Source organism: bacterium (assembly GCA_030649055.1).
Lineage (GTDB): Bacteria > Patescibacteriota > Minisyncoccia > UBA6257 > JAUSGH01 > JAUSGH01.
In genome coordinates this window covers 50,729-68,836 of record JAUSGH010000019.1, presented here as the reverse complement: position 1 = coordinate 68,836, position 18,108 = coordinate 50,729, and the positions used below count along the sequence as shown (strand labels likewise).

The following is an 18,108-nucleotide window of genomic DNA, read 5'->3' as shown; positions in this document are numbered from 1 at the left end:
CGCAACCTCATACAAGCCATCGCTAACCGCATCCTCGGACGCGCGTTCAAAAAATCCACGCAACGCGTTCAACACCTCGGCCAACGGCGATTTCGGTTTTTCTTTTGAAAAACTCGGGTCATTTTTTAATTGCTCCGCTTCTTTAAGGAAAAGTTGTACGAGGCCCGCGCCATACTGCGCGGCCTTTGGCGCAAGACGCTCCCAGTAGTCACGCATGACAAGAAAATCTGCATCTTTAAGCGTAGATTTTAACCCGGCATTAAGAGTGTCGGACTGGTGGCCTTGCGCATCAAAATAAATCAAGCGGTAGTCGCCAGCGTCTCCGTCTCGCCTGAAACCAAACACGCGTCCGTTAATCTTCAAAATGTAATCCGGCTTCGGCTCCGCATACTCCGCAACATCAATCGTGTCTTTGCTGTAAAAATTTTTATTGGAATAATTCGCCATCGCGTCAAAGTACGCGTCACGCGAATCAAGTACAATCGGCTTTTTTGTATACAAGTATTGCAGGAGATTGATGTTGTCTTCGGTAAACCGCGCAGTCCAGAGTTCATACGGACTTCCGGTTTCCAGATAGTCCTTTTCACCAACCGCCGGATGCGGGTCATTACGTGTGTGGTCCGGCACGCTTGCGTCTTCAAGCAAGTGGAGCACGTGACCCAATCCTTCGAATGCGCGCGTCGTATCCCCGCGCGCGTAGTCCTCAAGCGAACGGCGCCAGGTGTAATCGGTTTGCGTAAGCAGCTCCGGATTGGCTAATGTCAGCACCGCGCTATATGTCACCTGGTGAATGGGATTATACAACGCCGAAATCTGCTCTCCTGAGTTGTTTGCCCACTGCTTAGAGCTCATCCAATTCGTGCCGAAAAAATTCGTCAGCCCTCTATTATGCATGGGGTCATAAAAGTGATTCATCCAGCGCGGGGCGTCATCTTCGCGGCGACTACCCTCCATGAGAGATTGCATTTCGGCGTCGGAGAGCTGGCGGCTGGAAAAGTGCTCGTTATAGAAACGAGTGATTTCTTTAGTAATACCGGCGTGCGTGGGGATCTCATACGCATAAACCTGACGCGCAGTGGTCAGGTTTACGAGATTGAGAAGAGCAACAAACGCGAACGCGAACTTTTTTATTGTCACAAACTTTCTATTTTCCATACGTTGACACCCTTAACTAAATCTATTGAAGCCTCAACGTCGCCGTTGCTACCGCGGACCTCATAAATCATGCTTACGCCCATTATATCGCCCGCGTACTTCGCGCGCGAAACAACATCAATAATTTCGTCAAGATTCCCCTTCTCTTTATCCGACGTCAAAGCTTTAACCCACTTCTCCCGACTTCCTCTATCATCCGGCATAAAATACAAACTCGCCTTCTCTACGTCACCTTCACGGAGCGCCGCGACAAAAAGCTTCAATGTTTCCTCCGGTGTTGCCCCGCCATACGTATCGTTACGGAAAATATCCATGTACGCATTATACTTTTCCATCGGCAAAAGATACCCATTGCGATAGCGATAATACCGGATACCGAAATACGCCCCCGCGCCGACGAGCATCAACGCCACAAACGCGCCAAAAAAAACAAAAACGCGCTTCCACGGCGCGCGCGTCGCCTCTTTTGAACCCGTCGAACTATCATTGTTTGGAATTTGTTCCATAAATATCGTATACAAAAATTTTCTCGAAAGATATTATTGCAAATTTACCAACCCCCACGACAACCCGTCAAGAGCACAACAGCACAGGGCGCCACAAGACGCAACCCTCCATCTGACGTAGATTACCCGCATCCCGATTTAGACTACCCGCATCCGCGAATTCAAACCTGAACCACACCACATCCGCAACCCTCAACTGTTTACATTAGTGGTGCTTAAGCTATACTAATGTAAACATTATTCTACTAGTCGTATGATGGGACACGGTGGTGTACGAAAAAACAACATTACGAAGGATCTTCTGCTTGCACTCGCTCGCGCGGGACTTTTTACGATTGCCGCTGCGGGCTCTCCGTATTTTCTCTACAATATCATCAAAAGTTACTTTAAGGATGGGGGCGAGGAGTTGCTAAGGAAACGCACGCGACGGTTGCGCGAACTGGAAAAAAGAAAAGTGATTGATATTGAAGAGTTTCCCGACGGCACCATTGAGGTCACACTCACCCACCTCGGGAAAACGATTGTGAGAAAATATAATCTGGACACACTCGCCATAGCAAAACCACCGCGATGGGATGGGTTTTGGCGCGTCATTATCTATGACATTCCCGTCAATCACAAAAAAGCGAGTGATGCGTTTCGCGGACGTATCCGGGCGCTTGGACTTTATCAACTGCAACGCAGTGTCTGGGTTTACCCGTACGAGTGCATGGGCGAACTTGAATTTCTCTGTGGCATTTTTGAGCTCAATATGAACCGCCACGTACTATATTTCAAAACAAAAGAAATCCCGAAATTACATACATTAAAAGAGTATTTCGACTTATAAGCGGCTCAAGCCATCTCGCTTCACTAAATAAAATGTTGACATCTTTGGTGCTTAAGCTTTAAAGATGTAAACATTTTTCCGTACACATACGCGCATACTTATACCCATATGCGTTCATATATATAAAATGTTTGAGCTCCAGCCAAAGCCGGAGCTCAAATGCGAATGCGCACGAACGTACGCAAATGGGGATGTCTATCCTCCCCGGCGGCCGAGCAGCTGAAACTTGCCTCCGCGGCGGCAGACAGCGAGTGCCAGTTTCACGTCTCGCGCCGGAACATGAACAACGATTGCCGTGTTGTTAGCCCAGTCGCAGATGTATTTCGCATCTACGACGACAGGACCACGACGGCGCGCATCACTCCAACGCGCCATCGTAGCACATTCGAAGACATATGCGCGTGCAACTTCACGAGGAAGATTCCGAACAAGCACCTCCCAATTTGAGAGGTCTCCTGACTCGACGACATCTCCCATCGCCAATTCTTGCGCCTCCATCGGACTCTCCTTTCTGATGCTATTGCATCGTACGACTCATCAACCGGAACACGGGACCGTGACGGACGATAGCGTGCACCTCGCGCGCCACAGCGTCCACGATCACGACCACTGCCACGCCATCACGCCAGTGCGCATCCAATGCGCGCGGATTCCTTGCGCACACATCCTCCGACAGATTCCGAAGGTTCTCGTACTTCAGCGGCGCATCCTTAGGACCAAGTGGCGCATCAAATGCCCTTGCAAAGATATACGCCAGCACCACGTCTCGAGGCAAGTCATCCACGATGCTCCACGCGGCAAGATCGGGATCCTCAACCACGGATCCATGCCTCAATTCCTGTTCCGGCATCAGCTAATCCTCCACTGCAACGACCGAATACTGCTCACATATTCGCATAAAAAAATTGCGCCGTCAATGCGATGTATCTCATCTTTTGCATGCGGCAAAGTGGAACAACTGAACACTAACAGCTCCTCATGCTTTCCTCGGAAACAACGACGTCTCCTCCGCGCGGAGACGCTCTACAAGTTCATCAAAATATACCTTCACTTCCTGAGACACCGCCACTTTATCGGTTTTATATTTCAGCACATCCACGAATGTCACGCCGTCACGCTTCCACGAGCGACCGCCGTCCATATAAATATTCACGACGGGAATCACCTTATCCAACGCGTAGACAAATTTGCTCTCCGCGTCCTCACGGCGCTCAAACGCTTCGATGCATTCATGCAAATCCGGAAACTCGGGAAATTCTTTTTTGAGCCGCTCTGCCGCGGCATGCTCGCGCCTTGCTTTATCATCCTTATCGTCGCTATAAAAATACGTATCTCCCGCGTAGGCCTCTACAACATCATGAACCAACGCGTAACGAAGGACTTTCGGAATATCAAGCGGTAACTTTTCGCGTTCAATAATATACCAGCTAACCATTGCCAATTGGTACATATGCTCCACGTCGTTTTCATTTCTCTCTTCGTGATTAACAAAAATCGTCCGCCGCACCTGCTGCAAGCGGTGTGTCAACTCAATAAACTTCATCATGTCGGAGAGACCGGACATAGTTTTATTATGATGCAAATTCATGAAAAACGTAAATTTGACCTATCTGCCGACTCCGTCATTCGTTCATTCGCGCGCCTGCCCGCCTTTGGAGGGAATGAACGAATGACAAAACCAGAAAAAGAAAGAGGGCGGTCCGAATCCGGATTCCGCCCCCTTGTTGTCGCCTACGTTGTCGTTACAGCCCCGCAATCATGTTTTGGAGCAGCTCGCCGCGCTTCGCCGTGTATTCGGGAGTTGCCACGTACTTCGTCCCGTCGGCAGCGATGGAAACAGACGAGAGCCCCACCGCCCGCGTATTCGGATAAAGCGCCACGAACGTCGCCTCGGGAAGGATACTTGTCACAGTGACATCGGCGCCCGAATCGCACAAATGATTCACGTCATGCGAGAGTGTCGGAACCAAAGGGCCACGCACCATGACCACGCCGCCTCCGTAAATCCGAAGTCCGGCGCTCTTCCCCACTTCGCACGCCAGATGTTGCAGTTCGGGGTCCAACACCCGCTCCGGTTCGGGCTTCTCGTCCGCCTCGAGCGGCATGTTCGGAGCAGAATGTCCCGAAAATCCGCTTGCAACAATGATGTCGCCAAGCTTCACGTTTTCGCGGAAGCTCGCGGCGGCGCTCGTGAGGATAAACGTACGGCACCCCATCTTGATGAGCATCTCAATCTGCAGCCGCGCGTAAAACGCATACTCCGGATGCGCCAGCGCCTCATTGATATGCACGCGGCCTTTCAATATCAGCACCTCCTTGCCGGACACGTGACCGTACTCCACCACGCGCTTGTGATCCGACAACTCCTTCAGCCCCGAGAAGGCCATGAGAATCGGCCTACGATTGTAGTCCTCGGTGGGCACGAGGAAAAAGGAGCGTTCCGGTTGCATGACGGACACATCTCCCCAGCCGGCTCCTCCGAGCACAACGCAAATGCGCGGCACCACAGGATCCTTGGAAATCTTCCAATGATCCATGACAGTCGCGGCACTACGCTCTGCCCTATCTTCGTGTTCCGCACTGCGACGATACATCGCTCACCTCCACAGTGAAATCAGTTACCGAGTGCTGTCCTCAATATAAGATATATAAAACGTCGCCGTCAACGCGCCACATCGCCGGCAGGGTCCCTTCTATCTATATATATTGGCAACAGGCATGAAACACCCGTATCATAAGATACATGAACCGCCACGCTACCATATATATACTCCTTGGCATTCTCGCGCTGGGATTAGGACTCCGCCTCTGGAATCTTTCGCTTCCCGACATTGCATCAGACGACGCGCTCTATTCGCTACGTTCTGTCGACTACGTTGACTACGTCGCCTCAACCAACAAGCAATCCACGCCCGTCTCCTGGTTTCCAACCTCGCAGTGGTGGCAATCACTTTCCTTCCACGACGCGCCGCCGCTCGTTTTTATTACGCAATGGATTTCGTTTCAGCTCTTCGGCGATAACGCCGTTGCCGCGCGATTACCGTTTGTCGCCGCAGGCGTACTTGCCATATACGGCGCATACCTTTTAGGAACGCTCACGGCCGGCACAACAGCGGGGCTTGTCGCCGCGGCGACACTCGCGGTTTCAAATTACGCGATCTGGATTTCCCGCATCGGATATTTGGAAGGATTTCTCGTTCCGGAAATTCTTTTTGCCCTATACTTTTTCATCAAAGCAAAAAATGCCCCGAAAAATTATTTGTGGTGGGGGACGTGCGTAGGCGCGGGACTGCTCACCAAATACACATTCCTCTTTATGGGACCGGTGTTCCTCGTCGCGTTACTCGCGTGGCAGCGACGAGCGTGGAAAGAAAAATGGTTCTACGCCGGGTGCGCCACAATACTCATCCTCATCTCCCCCATCATCATCTACAACATGATGATGTTCCGCACGCGCGGACATGTTGACGCGGCGCTTTCAACGCTCACGGGGCAACACCCGGAAGATTTTAAGGTTCTGACGCGCGTAGCAACAAAAAATTTCAATATCGCCGCGGTGGCGGCATCACTCGGCATCCGCAATGCAAGCGCGGGATTCATCGCGCTCTTACTCGCAGCGCTTGCCGCGGCCGCGATGCGTGCATGGCAACGCCCCGAAACGCGCGCGACATATGCGCTTTTCGGACTCGGCGGGCTCTGGGCGCTGGTCATGCTTGGCATCACTTCCGGCGACGACCATTTCGGAACGGTACTTTTGCCGTTTGTGACGCTCGTTGTCGGCATCGGCACAACCCGGCTATGGCAATCCGCCGCCGCGAACAATAAAACAAGGGTGCTATTCATCACCGTCGTAACACTCGCGGGATTATGGGAGATTATTTTTGCCGCGCAAAGCCAGCTTCTGCCGACGCCGCTCATCGCGAATCCCCTCCTTCTCGCGAAAAACCGCCCCGCGTTCACGGGATTTGCGGCGCTGGAGTCATATGTCAAAAACTTCTACGCCGAACACCCCGAACTCTCCACCATCGTCATTTTTTCCGAAGAGCCGCAGCTTGCCGCGTACCAAGAATCACGCATCCGCGCGGCGCTCGCGAAGAATCCCACGCAACCAATCCAAACACACCTCTTGATTTTTGATGACCGCATGCAATGGTTCCCGTGGGTATGGATTTTTGAACGCCGCCGTTTGTACAACTTCGCGCCGATCCATTCACTGACGCAGTTTTCGGAAAAAATGCGCGGGCAAGGAGCGGGCTTCTACCGCACGCTCGGGTTTACGGATGTGACCATCATCACGGCAGCAAACGAAAGCGTCATGACGGCAATACCGGCGAGCGACGCGCGCACGCGTGCCGCGGAAGAAATTGCGCGCGTAGCCGCTCCGGTAGATGAAATAAAAAACGCAGAGGGCGTTACGGTGTTCAACGTCTTCCGTCTGAACATCTGATATGAACTTCTTCGCAAAACATCGCGTCGCCATCGCGCTCATCGGCATCGTCATCATCGGCGCGGGATTCCGGCTCTGGAATTTAGGCTCCGCCGAACTAACCTTCGACGAAGGGCTCTACGCATTCCGCTCCATCGGATATTTGGACTACCTTGAAAGCGCCGCCCAGCCGACACCGGTCCACTGGTTCGAGAATAACCCGCTACCGTGGTGGACAAAACTTTCGTTCCACGACCATCCGCCGCTTTTTTTCCTGATTCAGCACATCTGCTTCGCGATGCTCGGCGACTCACTGCTCGTCGCGCGCATCCCCTCGGCGCTTGCCGGTATCGCGTCAATACTGCTCATCTTTTTTGTCGTCCGGAGATTATTCAAAAATATTTTCCCCGAACTGACGTTAAACGGCCTCTCCCCGATGTCCATCGGGGGCCTTATCGCCGCCGCGCTCATCAGCGTAAATTTTGCGCATGTTTTTATTTCACGACTTGCAATGATGGAGTCTGTGCTTATCGCGCTCTCACTCCTGAACATACTAACCTTCCTGCGATTTATGGAAAACCCGCGCCGCTGGATTGCGTTCGGCGCGACGTTCGGCTTGGTACTCCTCACCAAATATGTCGGAATTTTTCTCATGCCCGCGTATCTCGCAGTCATCGCGCTGCAACAGCCGGCACTGTTTAAAAATTGGCGCATGTACGCGGCGGCGCTGCTCGCCGCCATACTGTTCGCGCCCGTCGTCATCTACAACATCATGCTTTACAAAACCTTCGGCCATTTCGACCTTCAATTCTCATATCTCTTCGGAAAAATGCCGCCGTATTGGCAGGGTGATTCCGGCAAAACACAAGAGTCCTTCTCGCGTATTTTCATGAATCTCCGCGCGCTATACTCGCCGTTACTGCTGATACTCGGAACGGCGGGCGTCATTCTTGCGACAGGCGCGCGCCGCGCCATTCCTACCGGTAGGCAGGCGCGAAACGCGCTGTCACTCGTACTTTTCACCGGCGCAAGCATCACGTTCTTACTTATCGCCGTCGGCTCCGCTCCGCGATTCACCGCGCTATACATTATTTCAATCATTCCACTCGCGTCATTCGCCATACTCCGATGCACCGAGCGATTTCCAAAACGAGAGGTACTCACGGTAGCGCTGGGAATCATCATCGCGAGCGAAACCGTGTTCACTGTTAAGGCGCAATTCACCGATACGCCGAACTACGGTGTGGTACAGCTTGACCGGTACCTGGACGGCGTCTTCGGCAGCGCCCGACCGGTAAATGTTCCCCGCCACCCGAGCCCGACACTGGACAGCGTCATACAAACATACGCGCGTAACATTCCGGCAACGATTCCTCCCTCGGGCATCATTTACGACGACAACCTTGCCGTCGGCCCGATGCTCTGGCTCTTCAGCCGCCGACAATATTACCACGGCATTCCCATCATGCCCGCAAGCGTGTTTCTTGAGGCGCAAAAAACCGGTAACACCGCGATGTTTAAAAATGTCGCGTTGTATTTCGTCAAAGCCGAGAATGGCGCGCCATTAAAACGCGCGCATGTCGGGGCCGCGGAAAATATTGAAAAAATATTTATCGCCAACAAAAATAACCCGCAGTTCACCGCGGCTGACGACGCGGGACGCGCCGCCTTTAAGGCATACCGCTTCACCGTTAACTGACGCCAATCCCTTACGATTGCGCATGCATCTTATTCCAAACCGAAGCGAACACCCAACCGACCGCGTAACCCACGGCAAACGTAACCGCGACGAGCAATGCCGCGATGCCGAACGAAAACGGTCCGACTGCAACGGGGTTATTAATGAAATGCAGCGTGGTGATGAAGTCTAAAAGCCCCTGTGCCCAACCCAACGCCACAAGCGCGCTCCAGACCACGTGCAACCCTCCGACAAACACACCGAACGTCAGCGCTACTTTTTTATGTTGTAGTTCCATCATATGTTCAGCATAACACAGCGCGAAGCGTCATGCGCCGCGCCGACGATATTCATACACAACGGTTGAGATTTTCCGGATAATATCCGTGAGCTTTTCAAAACTCGCTCTTCCCTTCGTCATGACACAGAGCAGATAAGGACCATCCGGGTCGTAGACAATGCCGCAATCATGAAGTTCACGATCGGTAACATCACCCGAGCTCGTCACAAAACCCCGCTCACCAAATTTTTGCGCGACCGTTACGTCCGAGGGCACGCCGCCGACAATGCCTTTAAACGGTTTATCCCGCGTCAAAAGCTCCAGCGCTTTTTCCGAACTCTCACGGCTCAAATACGTCGCGTGATATAATACTCTGAAAAAACGCGAGTAATTTTTTACATTGATGAAATCCGGATCATCTCCCACGGTCGGCACCGTCAACCCCAAATCAATAAACACCTCATTGAGCGCCAATTCATCAATCACCTCTCGGAGCAGCATCATTGCGTTGTTGTCGGAATCAATAACCATATATTCAATCAACTCGGCGACCGTATATGTTTTCCCGGGCTGAATAAACCTGTCAGGCATAAAATTTTCCTCCAGATTTAAATCGACGCTCCCGGCATACGTCAACGTCCGAGCGAGAATTTCGGGTTTGAATTCCGCGATTTTATAGAATGCCATCATAATAGGAACCTTCAGCAAGCTCGCCGGCGCGTACCGCGTATTTTCGTTTATCGCGGTCTGATGGCCGCTATTTAATTCCTTAAAATACAACGAAACGGTAGCGCCCGATCCTTCGGCTAACCGCTGTATCGCGCTTTTTAACTCTGACTCAAGCGGGCGAAATTCTGCCGAAGTCACCGCATCGGTCGCATTACATGCAAGCAGCGGATTGATAAATTTATACTGATGTTGCTGATATAAATCTTCGCCAAATGTCACGCCGGTGTTGCCGGATAACGCAAACGTGTATCCGCCGGCAATCCCGACCGCGGCTCCGGCAAAAAATAACACGGCAGGAATAACTAATCCCCGTCGCGCATTTGCCTGCGTGTGCGTCGTATCACTCATAAATATCCAAAATATATTATAGTACGCGAGCTAAATAATATTTCAACGTGTGAATCCAGTCTTCGTCCGTCCCGCCCTCTTCATACTTTTTATTCAGTAGCCATTCCAAATACGCGCGGTCGGTTTTTACCACCTCCTCAATTTTCTTGTCCTTATATTTTCCAAACGGGAAAAGCTTGAAAAGCGTTGGCCGCGAAGAAACATCCAGCATCGCCTCAATCGCTTTTGCTTTCGTGAGCCCACCCTTTTTCATTTCTTTGAGCTGCCAATTAAAGAGCGCGTAAAGCACCTTCACGTCGCTTTTGGCGTCATGGGCACCCGCGCCGCGAACATCAAGATCAAGCTGGTACCGCAAATACTGCAGGTTGTATTCCGGGATGAGATTTTCCGAATCCAGGTGTCTTGCGACGCGGAAGGTGCAAATACGCCGCGGAACAGAGAGCCCTTCAGCTTCAAGCATCGCGCAGTCAAACTTGGCATTATGCGCGACCAAAATCCCCTCTGCGAGACGCGCTTCAAGGTCGGCGCGCAAATGGCTGTCGCGAAACGGCTCTTTATCCATCAACATCCGGTTTGAAATGTTTGTGATACTCATGGCTTTAACCGACATCGGTAGAGGCGGCTTGAAATATCCCTTATGTATTCCATCTGGGACTTTATAACAAACTTCAACCAGCCGGTCATTCGCAACGTCGTTGCCGGTTGTTTCGGTATCAAGAAAAATAAGTTCGTTTTTTTCCATATTCATCCCGCCAGAAACAAGTCGCGGTCACATGTGTACAAGTATACCACGAGTGCCGCGCACAATAGCGTGGGAAGATATCGCGAAAAGAAATGGGCCTGCCGCCAGGCAAGCCCATCGCACACACCGAAGGTCAGCAACTCACTTCTTCTCCTCCTCCTCCTCCTTTGTCCGCTGCTCCGCAAACCATGCGAGAAGCGCGTCCTCTTCTTCCTTCGTTCCCGCGAACTTCAGCATGTGCGGCTTGCCGTCGCGCTCCTTCGGGACCTTGTCACAACGGACATGACCGGCGCCCTCTTCTTTGCGGATGAAACGCGGAATCCATTCCGCCTCGTGCCGCGCGGTCACGTCAAGAAGGTCGGGGGCGACCATCTTCTTGTTCTTCCCCTCGATGCCGGCCGAGGAAACCGAGTGGCAGTTGTCGCACTTGTATTTCAAGAAGACGTCCTTGCCGTTCGTCTTCTCGTCGGCCGCGTTCAACGCGGCCAAAATCCCGACAAACGCCGCTACTCCGACGGCAAACAGCGCCAACGACTGCCTGAGCATCATGCACCTCGCTAAAAAAGAAGCCTGCTTCCATTATAGCACGCGCGCAAAACACTACTACCCTTCGTAATCCTTGAGCAAAATAAGATAGTCTCCATTAAACAGCCATTGCGCGATTTTAAAAATCCCGTACGCAATAAATGGCGCGGCAAACACATCAATGGAATAATGCACTCGCGCGAGCAGCACGCTGACACCGAACACCAGCGACAAACAAAGAAAAAATGCCCGGAGCGGCCGTTCGTGCCAAAACACCAGCGCCATCAAAAACGGTAGTCCGGTATGCCCGGAAAAAAAGAAATTACCGGGAAAATTAAAAAAGTTGTAAATACCGGAACCGACGCTCAACTTGAAATCAACCCCCTCCGGATAAATACCGATCTGCGTCAGCGTCATAAACACCGCGCGGACAACAATAAAAAGCGCGGTCACTTTGAGCCCGAACAGAAAATGATACGGGTAGCGGACAAGCAAAAACATAGCGATAAGAATGGAAATGAGCGACCCCTGCACGATAAGCCAGCCCAAATTGACGGCAGGCAAGATATCCAGCAGCGTATCCTCCGCGGCAGCGGCAGAAATCGCTTTGTGATACGAATACTGCCCTGCGTACGCCTGGATAAGCATCGCCATCGCCAAAAGCAGCACGCCCACGTACAACGATTTTTTATTGCGCGGCGTCCAAAAGTAATAATGTTCGGCAAAGAAATTCATACCATTCATCATATCACAAAAACCGTTTCACGCATGCTATACTATAAATAATGAGTGCATTTGCCTCCTTAAAAGAAATCCGATGCCCACGACAAATGAATTGGTTTACTAAACGCGTTGAACTCCTTAGTCTTTTTGTATTTTTACTCGCGCTTGCGGCACTCCTGCCCGTCGCGAGTGCCGAGGCGGCCGCGACATTCGGATCGGCGACAAACATCACGCCCGGAACCAATCCTCGAGACACGGTTATCGCCGATTTTAACGGTGATGCAATAAACGATCTCGCGATCGTAAATGCCGGGAGTAGTAATATATCGGTATTCTTAGGTGTTGGCGACGGAACATTCGGCGCAAGAACTAACTTTACGGTCGGCTCCACTCCGGTCGCAATCGCCGCCGCAGATTTAAACGGGGATAACAAACAAGACCTTGTGGTGGCAAACGGTGGCGTCATCACTGTCTCCGTGCTCATCGGTGATGGCGCGGGTTTATTCGCCGACGCGGTTAATTATGGAGCCGTGTTAGCGGACTTTCCTTCAGGGCTCGCGCTTGGAGATATCAACGGCGCCAACGGCAAAGATATCTTGGTAACGAACGCCAATAATGCCGTCACCGTTCTTTTAAACAACGGTAGCGGTGTTTTCGGCGTGGTTAGCTTAGCGGCTACGGTTGGTGCCGCACCTACCTTTATCGTCGCCCTTGATCTTGACGGCGATACCGACATTGACTTCGCCAACGTCAACGGAGACGGTGATTCAATTTCTATCGGTCTCAACAACGGTAGTGGAAGCTTTACGGTAAGCTCTAAAGCGGTCGGCGACGATCCGGTTTCTATTACGTCAGGAGATTTTGACGGAGACGGCGACCAAGACCTTGCCGCCGCGAATTATTTTGACAACAATGTTTCCGTGCTTCTCGGCGTTGGTGACGGTTCATTTGGTTCGGCGACAAATTACACCGTCGGGACAAATCCGTGGTCAATAACTTCCGCAGATCTTGACGGTGATGGAAATGCGGATCTCGCAACTGCGAATAACACCTCCAACAACGTTTCCGTGCTTATTGGCGCGGGAAACGGCACCTTTGGCGCGGCAACAAGCATTGCCGCGGGAACAACGGCGACATTCGTCCGCGCCGCCGATTTTAGCGGCGACAACAAGTTAGATCTTGCGGTTGCGAATTATTCCGACAATACCGTCTCAATTTTTCTGAACACCACAGTCGCCGCCGCTTCTACTAATTCCGGTGGCGCTGGTCTTTCAGGATTTGTGCGACGCCTGCAAGGAGGTTTCGCGGCGCGGTATGCCTCCCGCGCATATATCCCACGCGATCTTGCGCTGCGCGCCGAACATTGCACGTCCACTTCTTGCGATGCGATTCTTCAATTCAAATCGCCAGAAGATGCCGAGCTTGAACGGTTTACCCTTCATCAAAGCGAAAATCATCGCCACATTCCCTTCGCCGTCGAGCGCAATAAAGAGCTGACCACTTTTCGTTTTCCCTGGCCTTCAAACGCGGAACTTCCCGTACAGCTTTGCTATACGCACCAAAACAACGCGGAGTTTTGCGTGGAATCGCGCATCTGGACTCCCGCCGCGTTTGCGGCAAGCGAGGTTAACATTGAGCAGTTGGGGCGCATAAAAGATCAATTTGTTGTTACCCTGCGTATCCCGTCATTCAATAATTTTTCATACATCACCTCCGGGAAAAGCCTGGTGTTAGTGAAGGTGTATGACGCGGACGGCAACCTCATGTTCAAGCAAAGCGTGAACCGATCCCAGACGATCAAGCTATTGCTTGACCCACGACGCTATACCATACGCATGACTCCCGTGAACGCCGCCGGGGAAGAAGGAGCGACGGTAACGATACCGCTCGATGTGTATCTGTTAACTACAAAAAACCCGTCAATCCACGCCGGACAAATCAACGTCGCGCAACAACGCATTTTTGACGCGCTCAATGCGCTATTCAACCGTCTCATACAGCGAATTAAAGATATGGGCGGCGAAGCGATGTAAGTACGCTTGATTCGTCACCGGCAACGCGAACGGAAACAGCTCAACTTTCTATAATTAAGTCTTTAACAATATCGTATTACGGAATAATCTGCTGAAAATTTTCCGCCTCGCTTTTTGTTTCGTCAAGAAACCGCAACCATGCGGGGTGTAACTTAAAAAACTTAAGAGGTGATGCAAAAAACGGTTTCATCGCGGGATTCTGTTCCGCGAAAAATATCTTCGTCTTCGTGATATCCGCTTCATGTTCAATCGGCTCCATCACGCCTTCAATTTGCGCGCTCTTCGGCTCTTTAACCGTTGCACCGACCACAATCGCCGCCTGTTTATTTTTTGCCAAGTTCTGATACTTCCGATATTTCTCGAACGTGCCAAAATAAAACACAAAGTCGTCATCAACCGCGAAAAGCACGGTGGCCGCTTCCGGTTTTCCCTCGGGCGAAACCGTCGCCAGTACGCACTCGGGATGCGCGCGCAGGAATTTCAGCACTTCCGTTTTTGTTATTGGTTCCATGTGGTGGTGGTTATTCGCTTGTTTTTCCGTCAAACGCTTCCTCGTCTTTCTCCGCGTCTGCTTTCGTGCGGTGAATCACTCCGTCGCGATGGTTCGGCGGAGCGTACAGCGTATATAATTTCATCGGCTTGTCGACGGACGTATTCACAATATTGTGTCTTGCCCCGGAAGGGACAATCACGACAACCCCATCGCTCAACGCATGCTCCGCGCCATCTAAAATTGCCTTGCCGGTCCCCGCTTCCACGCGAATAAACTGATCAAGATGGTGCACCTCCGCGCCGATTTCCTCTCCCGGATTCAAACTCATCACCACAAGCTGGCTGTGTTCCGCGGTATACAGCACCTTCCGAAAATAGTCGTTCTCGAGCGAAAGTTTTTCGATGTTTGCGACAAATCCTTTCATAATAATTTCATTATACTCTTATGCGCCGTCCATTTTTTTACTTTCATTCGGATCCGGCAGACCCCACATCCAACGCGGCCGTTCACCGGTCTTCCAGCAAACCGCGAGCAAAATGATAACCAAAATAACGTTCTGGATAACAAACGGTCGCACGGTGTCGCTTACGGAGTACGACTGCGCGTCAATGCGAAAAAAGTTCAACACCATAAGCCCGATAAACACCAGCAGTGTCAGCCACCCCTGCCACCGCACCGGAGTCCAGCCCCAGCCGTATGGCTTTGCTTTGAACCAATAACCATAGGGATTGTCCTTCGCGTACGCGATATATTTTTTGATAAACATAAAATGAACTCCGTACATCTAATATATCACGCGCCGCGGGAAAAATCCCGCTAACAACTGTTCCCCGCGACATACCCCGTTGTCCAACAAAGCTGCAGACTATATCCTCCCGACGGCCGGTCAACGTTCAGCACGTCACCAACAAGATACAGATTAGGGATAAGGCGCGATTGCATGGTCTTGAAGTTCACCTCTTGCAGTGCCACGCCGCCGGAAGAAACAATCGCCTTGTCCGCGCCGAGCAAGCCCGAAACATGGAGCGGAGTCGCTTTCATTAGCGCAACCAAGTTTTTTCGTTCCTCTGTACTCACGCTGTGACTTGCTGTTTCGCCGTTGATCTTCGCGATCTCCAAAAGCGCCGCAACAAGCGCCGAAGGAATCAGCTTGCTCAATATGTTTTTAAGTTTTTTGTTACTCTCGCCGACCAACAGCGCCTGCAGCTGCTTACGGAGCGCGCCAAGATTCGTCTTCGGAAACAAATCAATCTCAATCGTCACCGCGCTCCCTCGGGATACCTCGGGACCTTCGGCGTATTTCAGAAGCTCGCCTATTTCTTTGCTCATATTTAACACCGTCGGACCGCTAACGCCAAAGTGCGTGAACAGCAGTTTGCCGTTTGCTTTTGCCTGGGGCGATCCGCCCTGAAACGCCGTAAGCTTGATGTCCTTCAGCGTCACGCCGCCGAGTTTTTTTGCCCACAGGTCAGTAAGCGCCACCGGAACAAGTGCCTGATCATTCGGAAGAATCTTGTGCCCCAATTTTTGCAGCCACCGGAATCCCTCACCGGTTGACCCGGTCTCGGGTCGCGAAACGCCACCAGTCGCTACCACGCACGATTTTGCGGCAATAGGCGCTCCGGTTTTAGTTTTAACAATCACGTGTCCGGTTGCCTTATCAACCGTTAGACCGGTAACCGCGACGCCCACCTGAATATTCACGCCGACTTCCTTCATGTATTGCACCAGCGCGTCCCAAACCGACTTTGCGCTATCCGATACCGGAAACATTCTTCCTTCATTCTCCTCTTTTGTTGCAACGCCTCGTGCATTAAAAAACTCCAGCGCGTCCTTGACGCTAAACTGCGCGAACGCGGAAAAAAGAAATTGGTCGCTTCCGTTGTACTGAAGGAGCATCTCGCGAACCTGCTGTTTATTATTCGTCACGTTGCACCTGCCGCCGCCGGTGATAAGCAGCTTTTTGCCCAATCCCGAATTTTTTTCCAACAACAACACCGAACGGCCGCGCTCCGCCGCCCTTCCCGCCGCCATCATCCCCGCGGGCCCTCCTCCTATAATCACAACATCGTATATCATCGGATTTCTGCGATGCGATATGTCTGCGCTCCGCCGCGCGTTTGGATGGTAACGATTTCGCCCTTGGCATGATTAATGAGCGCGCTCCCAAGCGGCGACAAATGAGAAATGCGTCCCGCGTCAGGATCGGTTTCGAGCGGTCCGACGATATGAAATGTTGTTTGCGTTCCGTTGTGCTCAAGCACCGCCGTAGAACCAAGCTGCACAGTGCCGGAGGCATTCACACCCGAAGAAATAACTTCAACGCGTTTTAGCTGCTCCTCAATGTTTAAGATCTGCCAGTGCGTGCGGCGCAGCGTCCCTTTCGCTTCTTTGTATTCGGCATTGTCCGACCGGTCGCCATACGCCGCAGTCCGCGCCGTCTCGGCGATGCGTGCCGGTAACACTTGTTTCAAGTGCGCCAACTCCTCCCGCATCGCGGCCAGTCCCTCCGCAGTCAAATACACCGGTCCGCTGTCCCGCTTCCGTAATAAATCAGATTTTCGTCTGGGTATTTGCATAATTTTAAAATCCGTATTTAACATTCCAACATTCTCAAGAATGTTGGAATGTTAAATGAACGTTTTTATGAAGTGAACAAACTTTATTCCGTACGGCGAAAGGGCATGAAGCACGTTCCGGCCGCGATAGCTTTTATTCACAAGGCCGGCGTGAACCAGCCGCTTAGTGTGCTCGGAAACCGTTTTAAAATTTTTGTGCGTCCCTTCAGCAATTCCCTCCACGGTAATATCGGGGTTTCCGGAAATCAAAAACAAAATATCGATACGCGAATGATTCGCCGCACCCTTGAAGTGCCGCTCAAGCTGTTTTGAATTTTTCATCGTTCCAGCGTACCATAACATTCCGACATTCTCAAGAATATCGGAATGTTATATTTTCGGATTAAGAAAACTTTTGCCGATGGTTACCCCGGCAACGATGCCGATAATAGCGCCGGCGACGGCATCCGAAAACCAGTGGATGCTCATAGAAACGCCAAATCCGACGTACAGCGCATACAAAAATCCGAGATATACGACGTATGTATTTTTCGGATACAGCGTCGCAAGCGCCGCCGCGACGGCAAAGGCAACGGTAGTGTGCGAAGATGGCCAGCCCCAAAATACTCCGCCACGTAAAAATCCGAAATGGAACACGCGCGAAATGTCGCCAAGCGCCGCCGATATCAATTCCGGATGCGCCCTGCCCGTGAGTGCTTTATAGAAAAATGAAGCAAGTAATCCGACGATGGCCGCTTGCCCCGTCGCCCAGCCGGCACGGATGGTATAAGCGCTCCGCTTCACCGCCCCGAGCGTCACGATAACGAGCGGCAAAATAATCGGCAAAAGACCGCCGAAAAAAACTGCGGGGAATAAAATTTTTGCGACAACGCCGCCACGGGTTATAGTCGCGTAATACCAATCAAATCCGGAAAGAACCAGCCCGAGCGTCAACAGAACGGCGAGCAAGTGCCAATACAAGTTCCGCCCGCGAAACACGCCGGAAAGATTAGCGAAAAAATCTTGAAATAATATATTCATTAATTTCATTATACACCCGTAAATCTATAAAATAACATTCCG

Annotated in this window: 22 protein-coding genes; 4 read left to right on the top strand and 18 right to left on the bottom strand. The window is 51.6% G+C overall.

The genetic code is table 11. The features are described from left to right. Nucleotides 1-1,155, bottom strand: a 1,155-nt coding sequence (locus Q7R85_04300; protein ID MDO8585307.1) for a hypothetical protein, incomplete at its 3' end; no start/stop codon positions are given. Next, complete coding sequence (locus Q7R85_04295; protein MDO8585306.1) at nucleotides 1,134-1,661, bottom strand: hypothetical protein; 528 nt, start codon at nucleotides 1,659-1,661, stop codon at nucleotides 1,134-1,136. The genes Q7R85_04295 and Q7R85_04300, both read right to left, overlap by 22 nt. Nucleotides 1,662-1,914: 253 nt before the next feature. Here Q7R85_04295 and Q7R85_04290 point away from each other — a divergent pair, with 253 nt between their 5' ends. Beyond that, nucleotides 1,915-2,490: a hypothetical protein gene (locus tag Q7R85_04290; GenBank protein MDO8585305.1), complete on the top strand. Its 576-nt coding sequence runs from the start codon at nucleotides 1,915-1,917 to the stop codon at nucleotides 2,488-2,490. 195 nt (nucleotides 2,491-2,685) lie between these two features. On the opposite strand, the gene Q7R85_04285 is transcribed toward Q7R85_04290, so the two are convergent. The 4 genes from Q7R85_04285 to Q7R85_04270 all read right to left on the bottom strand — a co-directional run bounded on the left by Q7R85_04285 (nucleotide 2,686) and on the right by Q7R85_04270 (nucleotide 5,027). After that, on the bottom strand, nucleotides 2,686-2,988 hold the full coding sequence (locus Q7R85_04285; protein ID MDO8585304.1) for a hypothetical protein: 303 nt from the start codon (nucleotides 2,986-2,988) through the stop codon (nucleotides 2,686-2,688). A gap of 19 nt (nucleotides 2,989-3,007) precedes the next feature. Further along, a complete protein-coding gene (locus tag Q7R85_04280) occupies nucleotides 3,008-3,340 on the bottom strand; it encodes a hypothetical protein (GenBank protein MDO8585303.1) in 333 nt (110 codons plus the stop codon). Between the two features lie 126 nt (nucleotides 3,341-3,466). Further along, nucleotides 3,467-4,054 (bottom strand): HD domain-containing protein, encoded by a 588-nt coding sequence (locus Q7R85_04275; protein MDO8585302.1) that lies wholly within the window; start codon nucleotides 4,052-4,054, stop codon nucleotides 3,467-3,469. A 178-nt stretch (nucleotides 4,055-4,232) separates the two neighbouring features. Then, a complete protein-coding gene (locus Q7R85_04270; protein MDO8585301.1) occupies nucleotides 4,233-5,027 on the bottom strand; it encodes a hypothetical protein in 795 nt (264 codons plus the stop codon). A 206-nt stretch (nucleotides 5,028-5,233) separates the two neighbouring features. On the opposite strand from Q7R85_04270, the gene Q7R85_04265 reads away from it, so the two are divergent. Then, the gene (locus Q7R85_04265) at nucleotides 5,234-6,937 is read left to right on the top strand and encodes a glycosyltransferase family 39 protein (GenBank protein MDO8585300.1); all 1,704 of its coding nucleotides are present in this window, start codon (nucleotides 5,234-5,236) and stop codon (nucleotides 6,935-6,937) included. Between the two features lies 1 nt (nucleotide 6,938). Continuing rightward, complete coding sequence (locus tag Q7R85_04260; protein MDO8585299.1) at nucleotides 6,939-8,615, top strand: glycosyltransferase family 39 protein; 1,677 nt, start codon at nucleotides 6,939-6,941, stop codon at nucleotides 8,613-8,615. A gap of 10 nt (nucleotides 8,616-8,625) precedes the next feature. On the opposite strand, the gene Q7R85_04255 is transcribed toward Q7R85_04260, so the two are convergent. The 5 genes from Q7R85_04255 to Q7R85_04235 all read right to left on the bottom strand — a co-directional run bounded on the left by Q7R85_04255 (nucleotide 8,626) and on the right by Q7R85_04235 (nucleotide 11,953). Next, nucleotides 8,626-8,895 (bottom strand): hypothetical protein, encoded by a 270-nt coding sequence (locus tag Q7R85_04255; protein ID MDO8585298.1) that lies wholly within the window; start codon nucleotides 8,893-8,895, stop codon nucleotides 8,626-8,628. 27 nt (nucleotides 8,896-8,922) lie between these two features. After that, a complete protein-coding gene (locus Q7R85_04250; GenBank protein MDO8585297.1) occupies nucleotides 8,923-9,951 on the bottom strand; it encodes a serine hydrolase in 1,029 nt (342 codons plus the stop codon). A gap of 16 nt (nucleotides 9,952-9,967) precedes the next feature. Continuing rightward, on the bottom strand, nucleotides 9,968-10,693 hold the full coding sequence (locus tag Q7R85_04245) for a 3'-5' exonuclease (GenBank protein ID MDO8585296.1): 726 nt from the start codon (nucleotides 10,691-10,693) through the stop codon (nucleotides 9,968-9,970). A gap of 141 nt (nucleotides 10,694-10,834) precedes the next feature. After that, nucleotides 10,835-11,242: a c-type cytochrome gene (locus Q7R85_04240; protein MDO8585295.1), complete on the bottom strand. Its 408-nt coding sequence runs from the start codon at nucleotides 11,240-11,242 to the stop codon at nucleotides 10,835-10,837. Between the two features lie 54 nt (nucleotides 11,243-11,296). Continuing rightward, nucleotides 11,297-11,953: a phosphatase PAP2-related protein gene (locus Q7R85_04235; protein MDO8585294.1), complete on the bottom strand. Its 657-nt coding sequence runs from the start codon at nucleotides 11,951-11,953 to the stop codon at nucleotides 11,297-11,299. A gap of 50 nt (nucleotides 11,954-12,003) precedes the next feature. Here Q7R85_04235 and Q7R85_04230 point away from each other — a divergent pair, with 50 nt between their 5' ends. After that, nucleotides 12,004-13,974: a VCBS repeat-containing protein gene (locus tag Q7R85_04230; protein MDO8585293.1), complete on the top strand. Its 1,971-nt coding sequence runs from the start codon at nucleotides 12,004-12,006 to the stop codon at nucleotides 13,972-13,974. A 76-nt stretch (nucleotides 13,975-14,050) separates the two neighbouring features. Here Q7R85_04230 and Q7R85_04225 read toward each other — a convergent pair whose 3' ends face one another. The 7 genes from Q7R85_04225 to Q7R85_04195 are packed head-to-tail and all read right to left on the bottom strand — an operon-like array spanning nucleotide 14,051 to nucleotide 18,066. Further along, on the bottom strand, nucleotides 14,051-14,485 hold the full coding sequence (locus Q7R85_04225) for a pyridoxamine 5'-phosphate oxidase family protein (GenBank protein ID MDO8585292.1): 435 nt from the start codon (nucleotides 14,483-14,485) through the stop codon (nucleotides 14,051-14,053). Nucleotides 14,486-14,495: 10 nt separating this feature from the next. After that, nucleotides 14,496-14,891 (bottom strand): cupin domain-containing protein, encoded by a 396-nt coding sequence (locus Q7R85_04220; GenBank protein MDO8585291.1) that lies wholly within the window; start codon nucleotides 14,889-14,891, stop codon nucleotides 14,496-14,498. Between the two features lie 18 nt (nucleotides 14,892-14,909). Then, nucleotides 14,910-15,233 carry a hypothetical protein gene (locus Q7R85_04215; GenBank protein ID MDO8585290.1) on the bottom strand — a complete coding sequence of 108 codons (324 nt, stop codon included), beginning with the start codon at nucleotides 15,231-15,233 and terminating at the stop codon, nucleotides 14,910-14,912. 50 nt (nucleotides 15,234-15,283) lie between these two features. Beyond that, on the bottom strand, nucleotides 15,284-16,546 hold the full coding sequence (locus Q7R85_04210) for an aminoacetone oxidase family FAD-binding enzyme (protein ID MDO8585289.1): 1,263 nt from the start codon (nucleotides 16,544-16,546) through the stop codon (nucleotides 15,284-15,286). Then, nucleotides 16,543-17,046, bottom strand: a complete 504-nt coding sequence (gene greA, locus Q7R85_04205) for a transcription elongation factor GreA (GenBank protein ID MDO8585288.1) — start codon at nucleotides 17,044-17,046, stop codon at nucleotides 16,543-16,545. The genes Q7R85_04210 and greA overlap by 4 nt, the downstream gene beginning before the upstream one ends. Before the next feature lie 51 nt (nucleotides 17,047-17,097). Further along, nucleotides 17,098-17,388, bottom strand: a complete 291-nt coding sequence (locus Q7R85_04200) for a winged helix-turn-helix domain-containing protein (GenBank protein MDO8585287.1) — start codon at nucleotides 17,386-17,388, stop codon at nucleotides 17,098-17,100. 27 nt (nucleotides 17,389-17,415) lie between these two features. Further along, complete coding sequence (locus Q7R85_04195) at nucleotides 17,416-18,066, bottom strand: phosphatase PAP2 family protein (GenBank protein ID MDO8585286.1); 651 nt, start codon at nucleotides 18,064-18,066, stop codon at nucleotides 17,416-17,418. Between the last annotated feature and the right edge of the window lie 42 nt (nucleotides 18,067-18,108).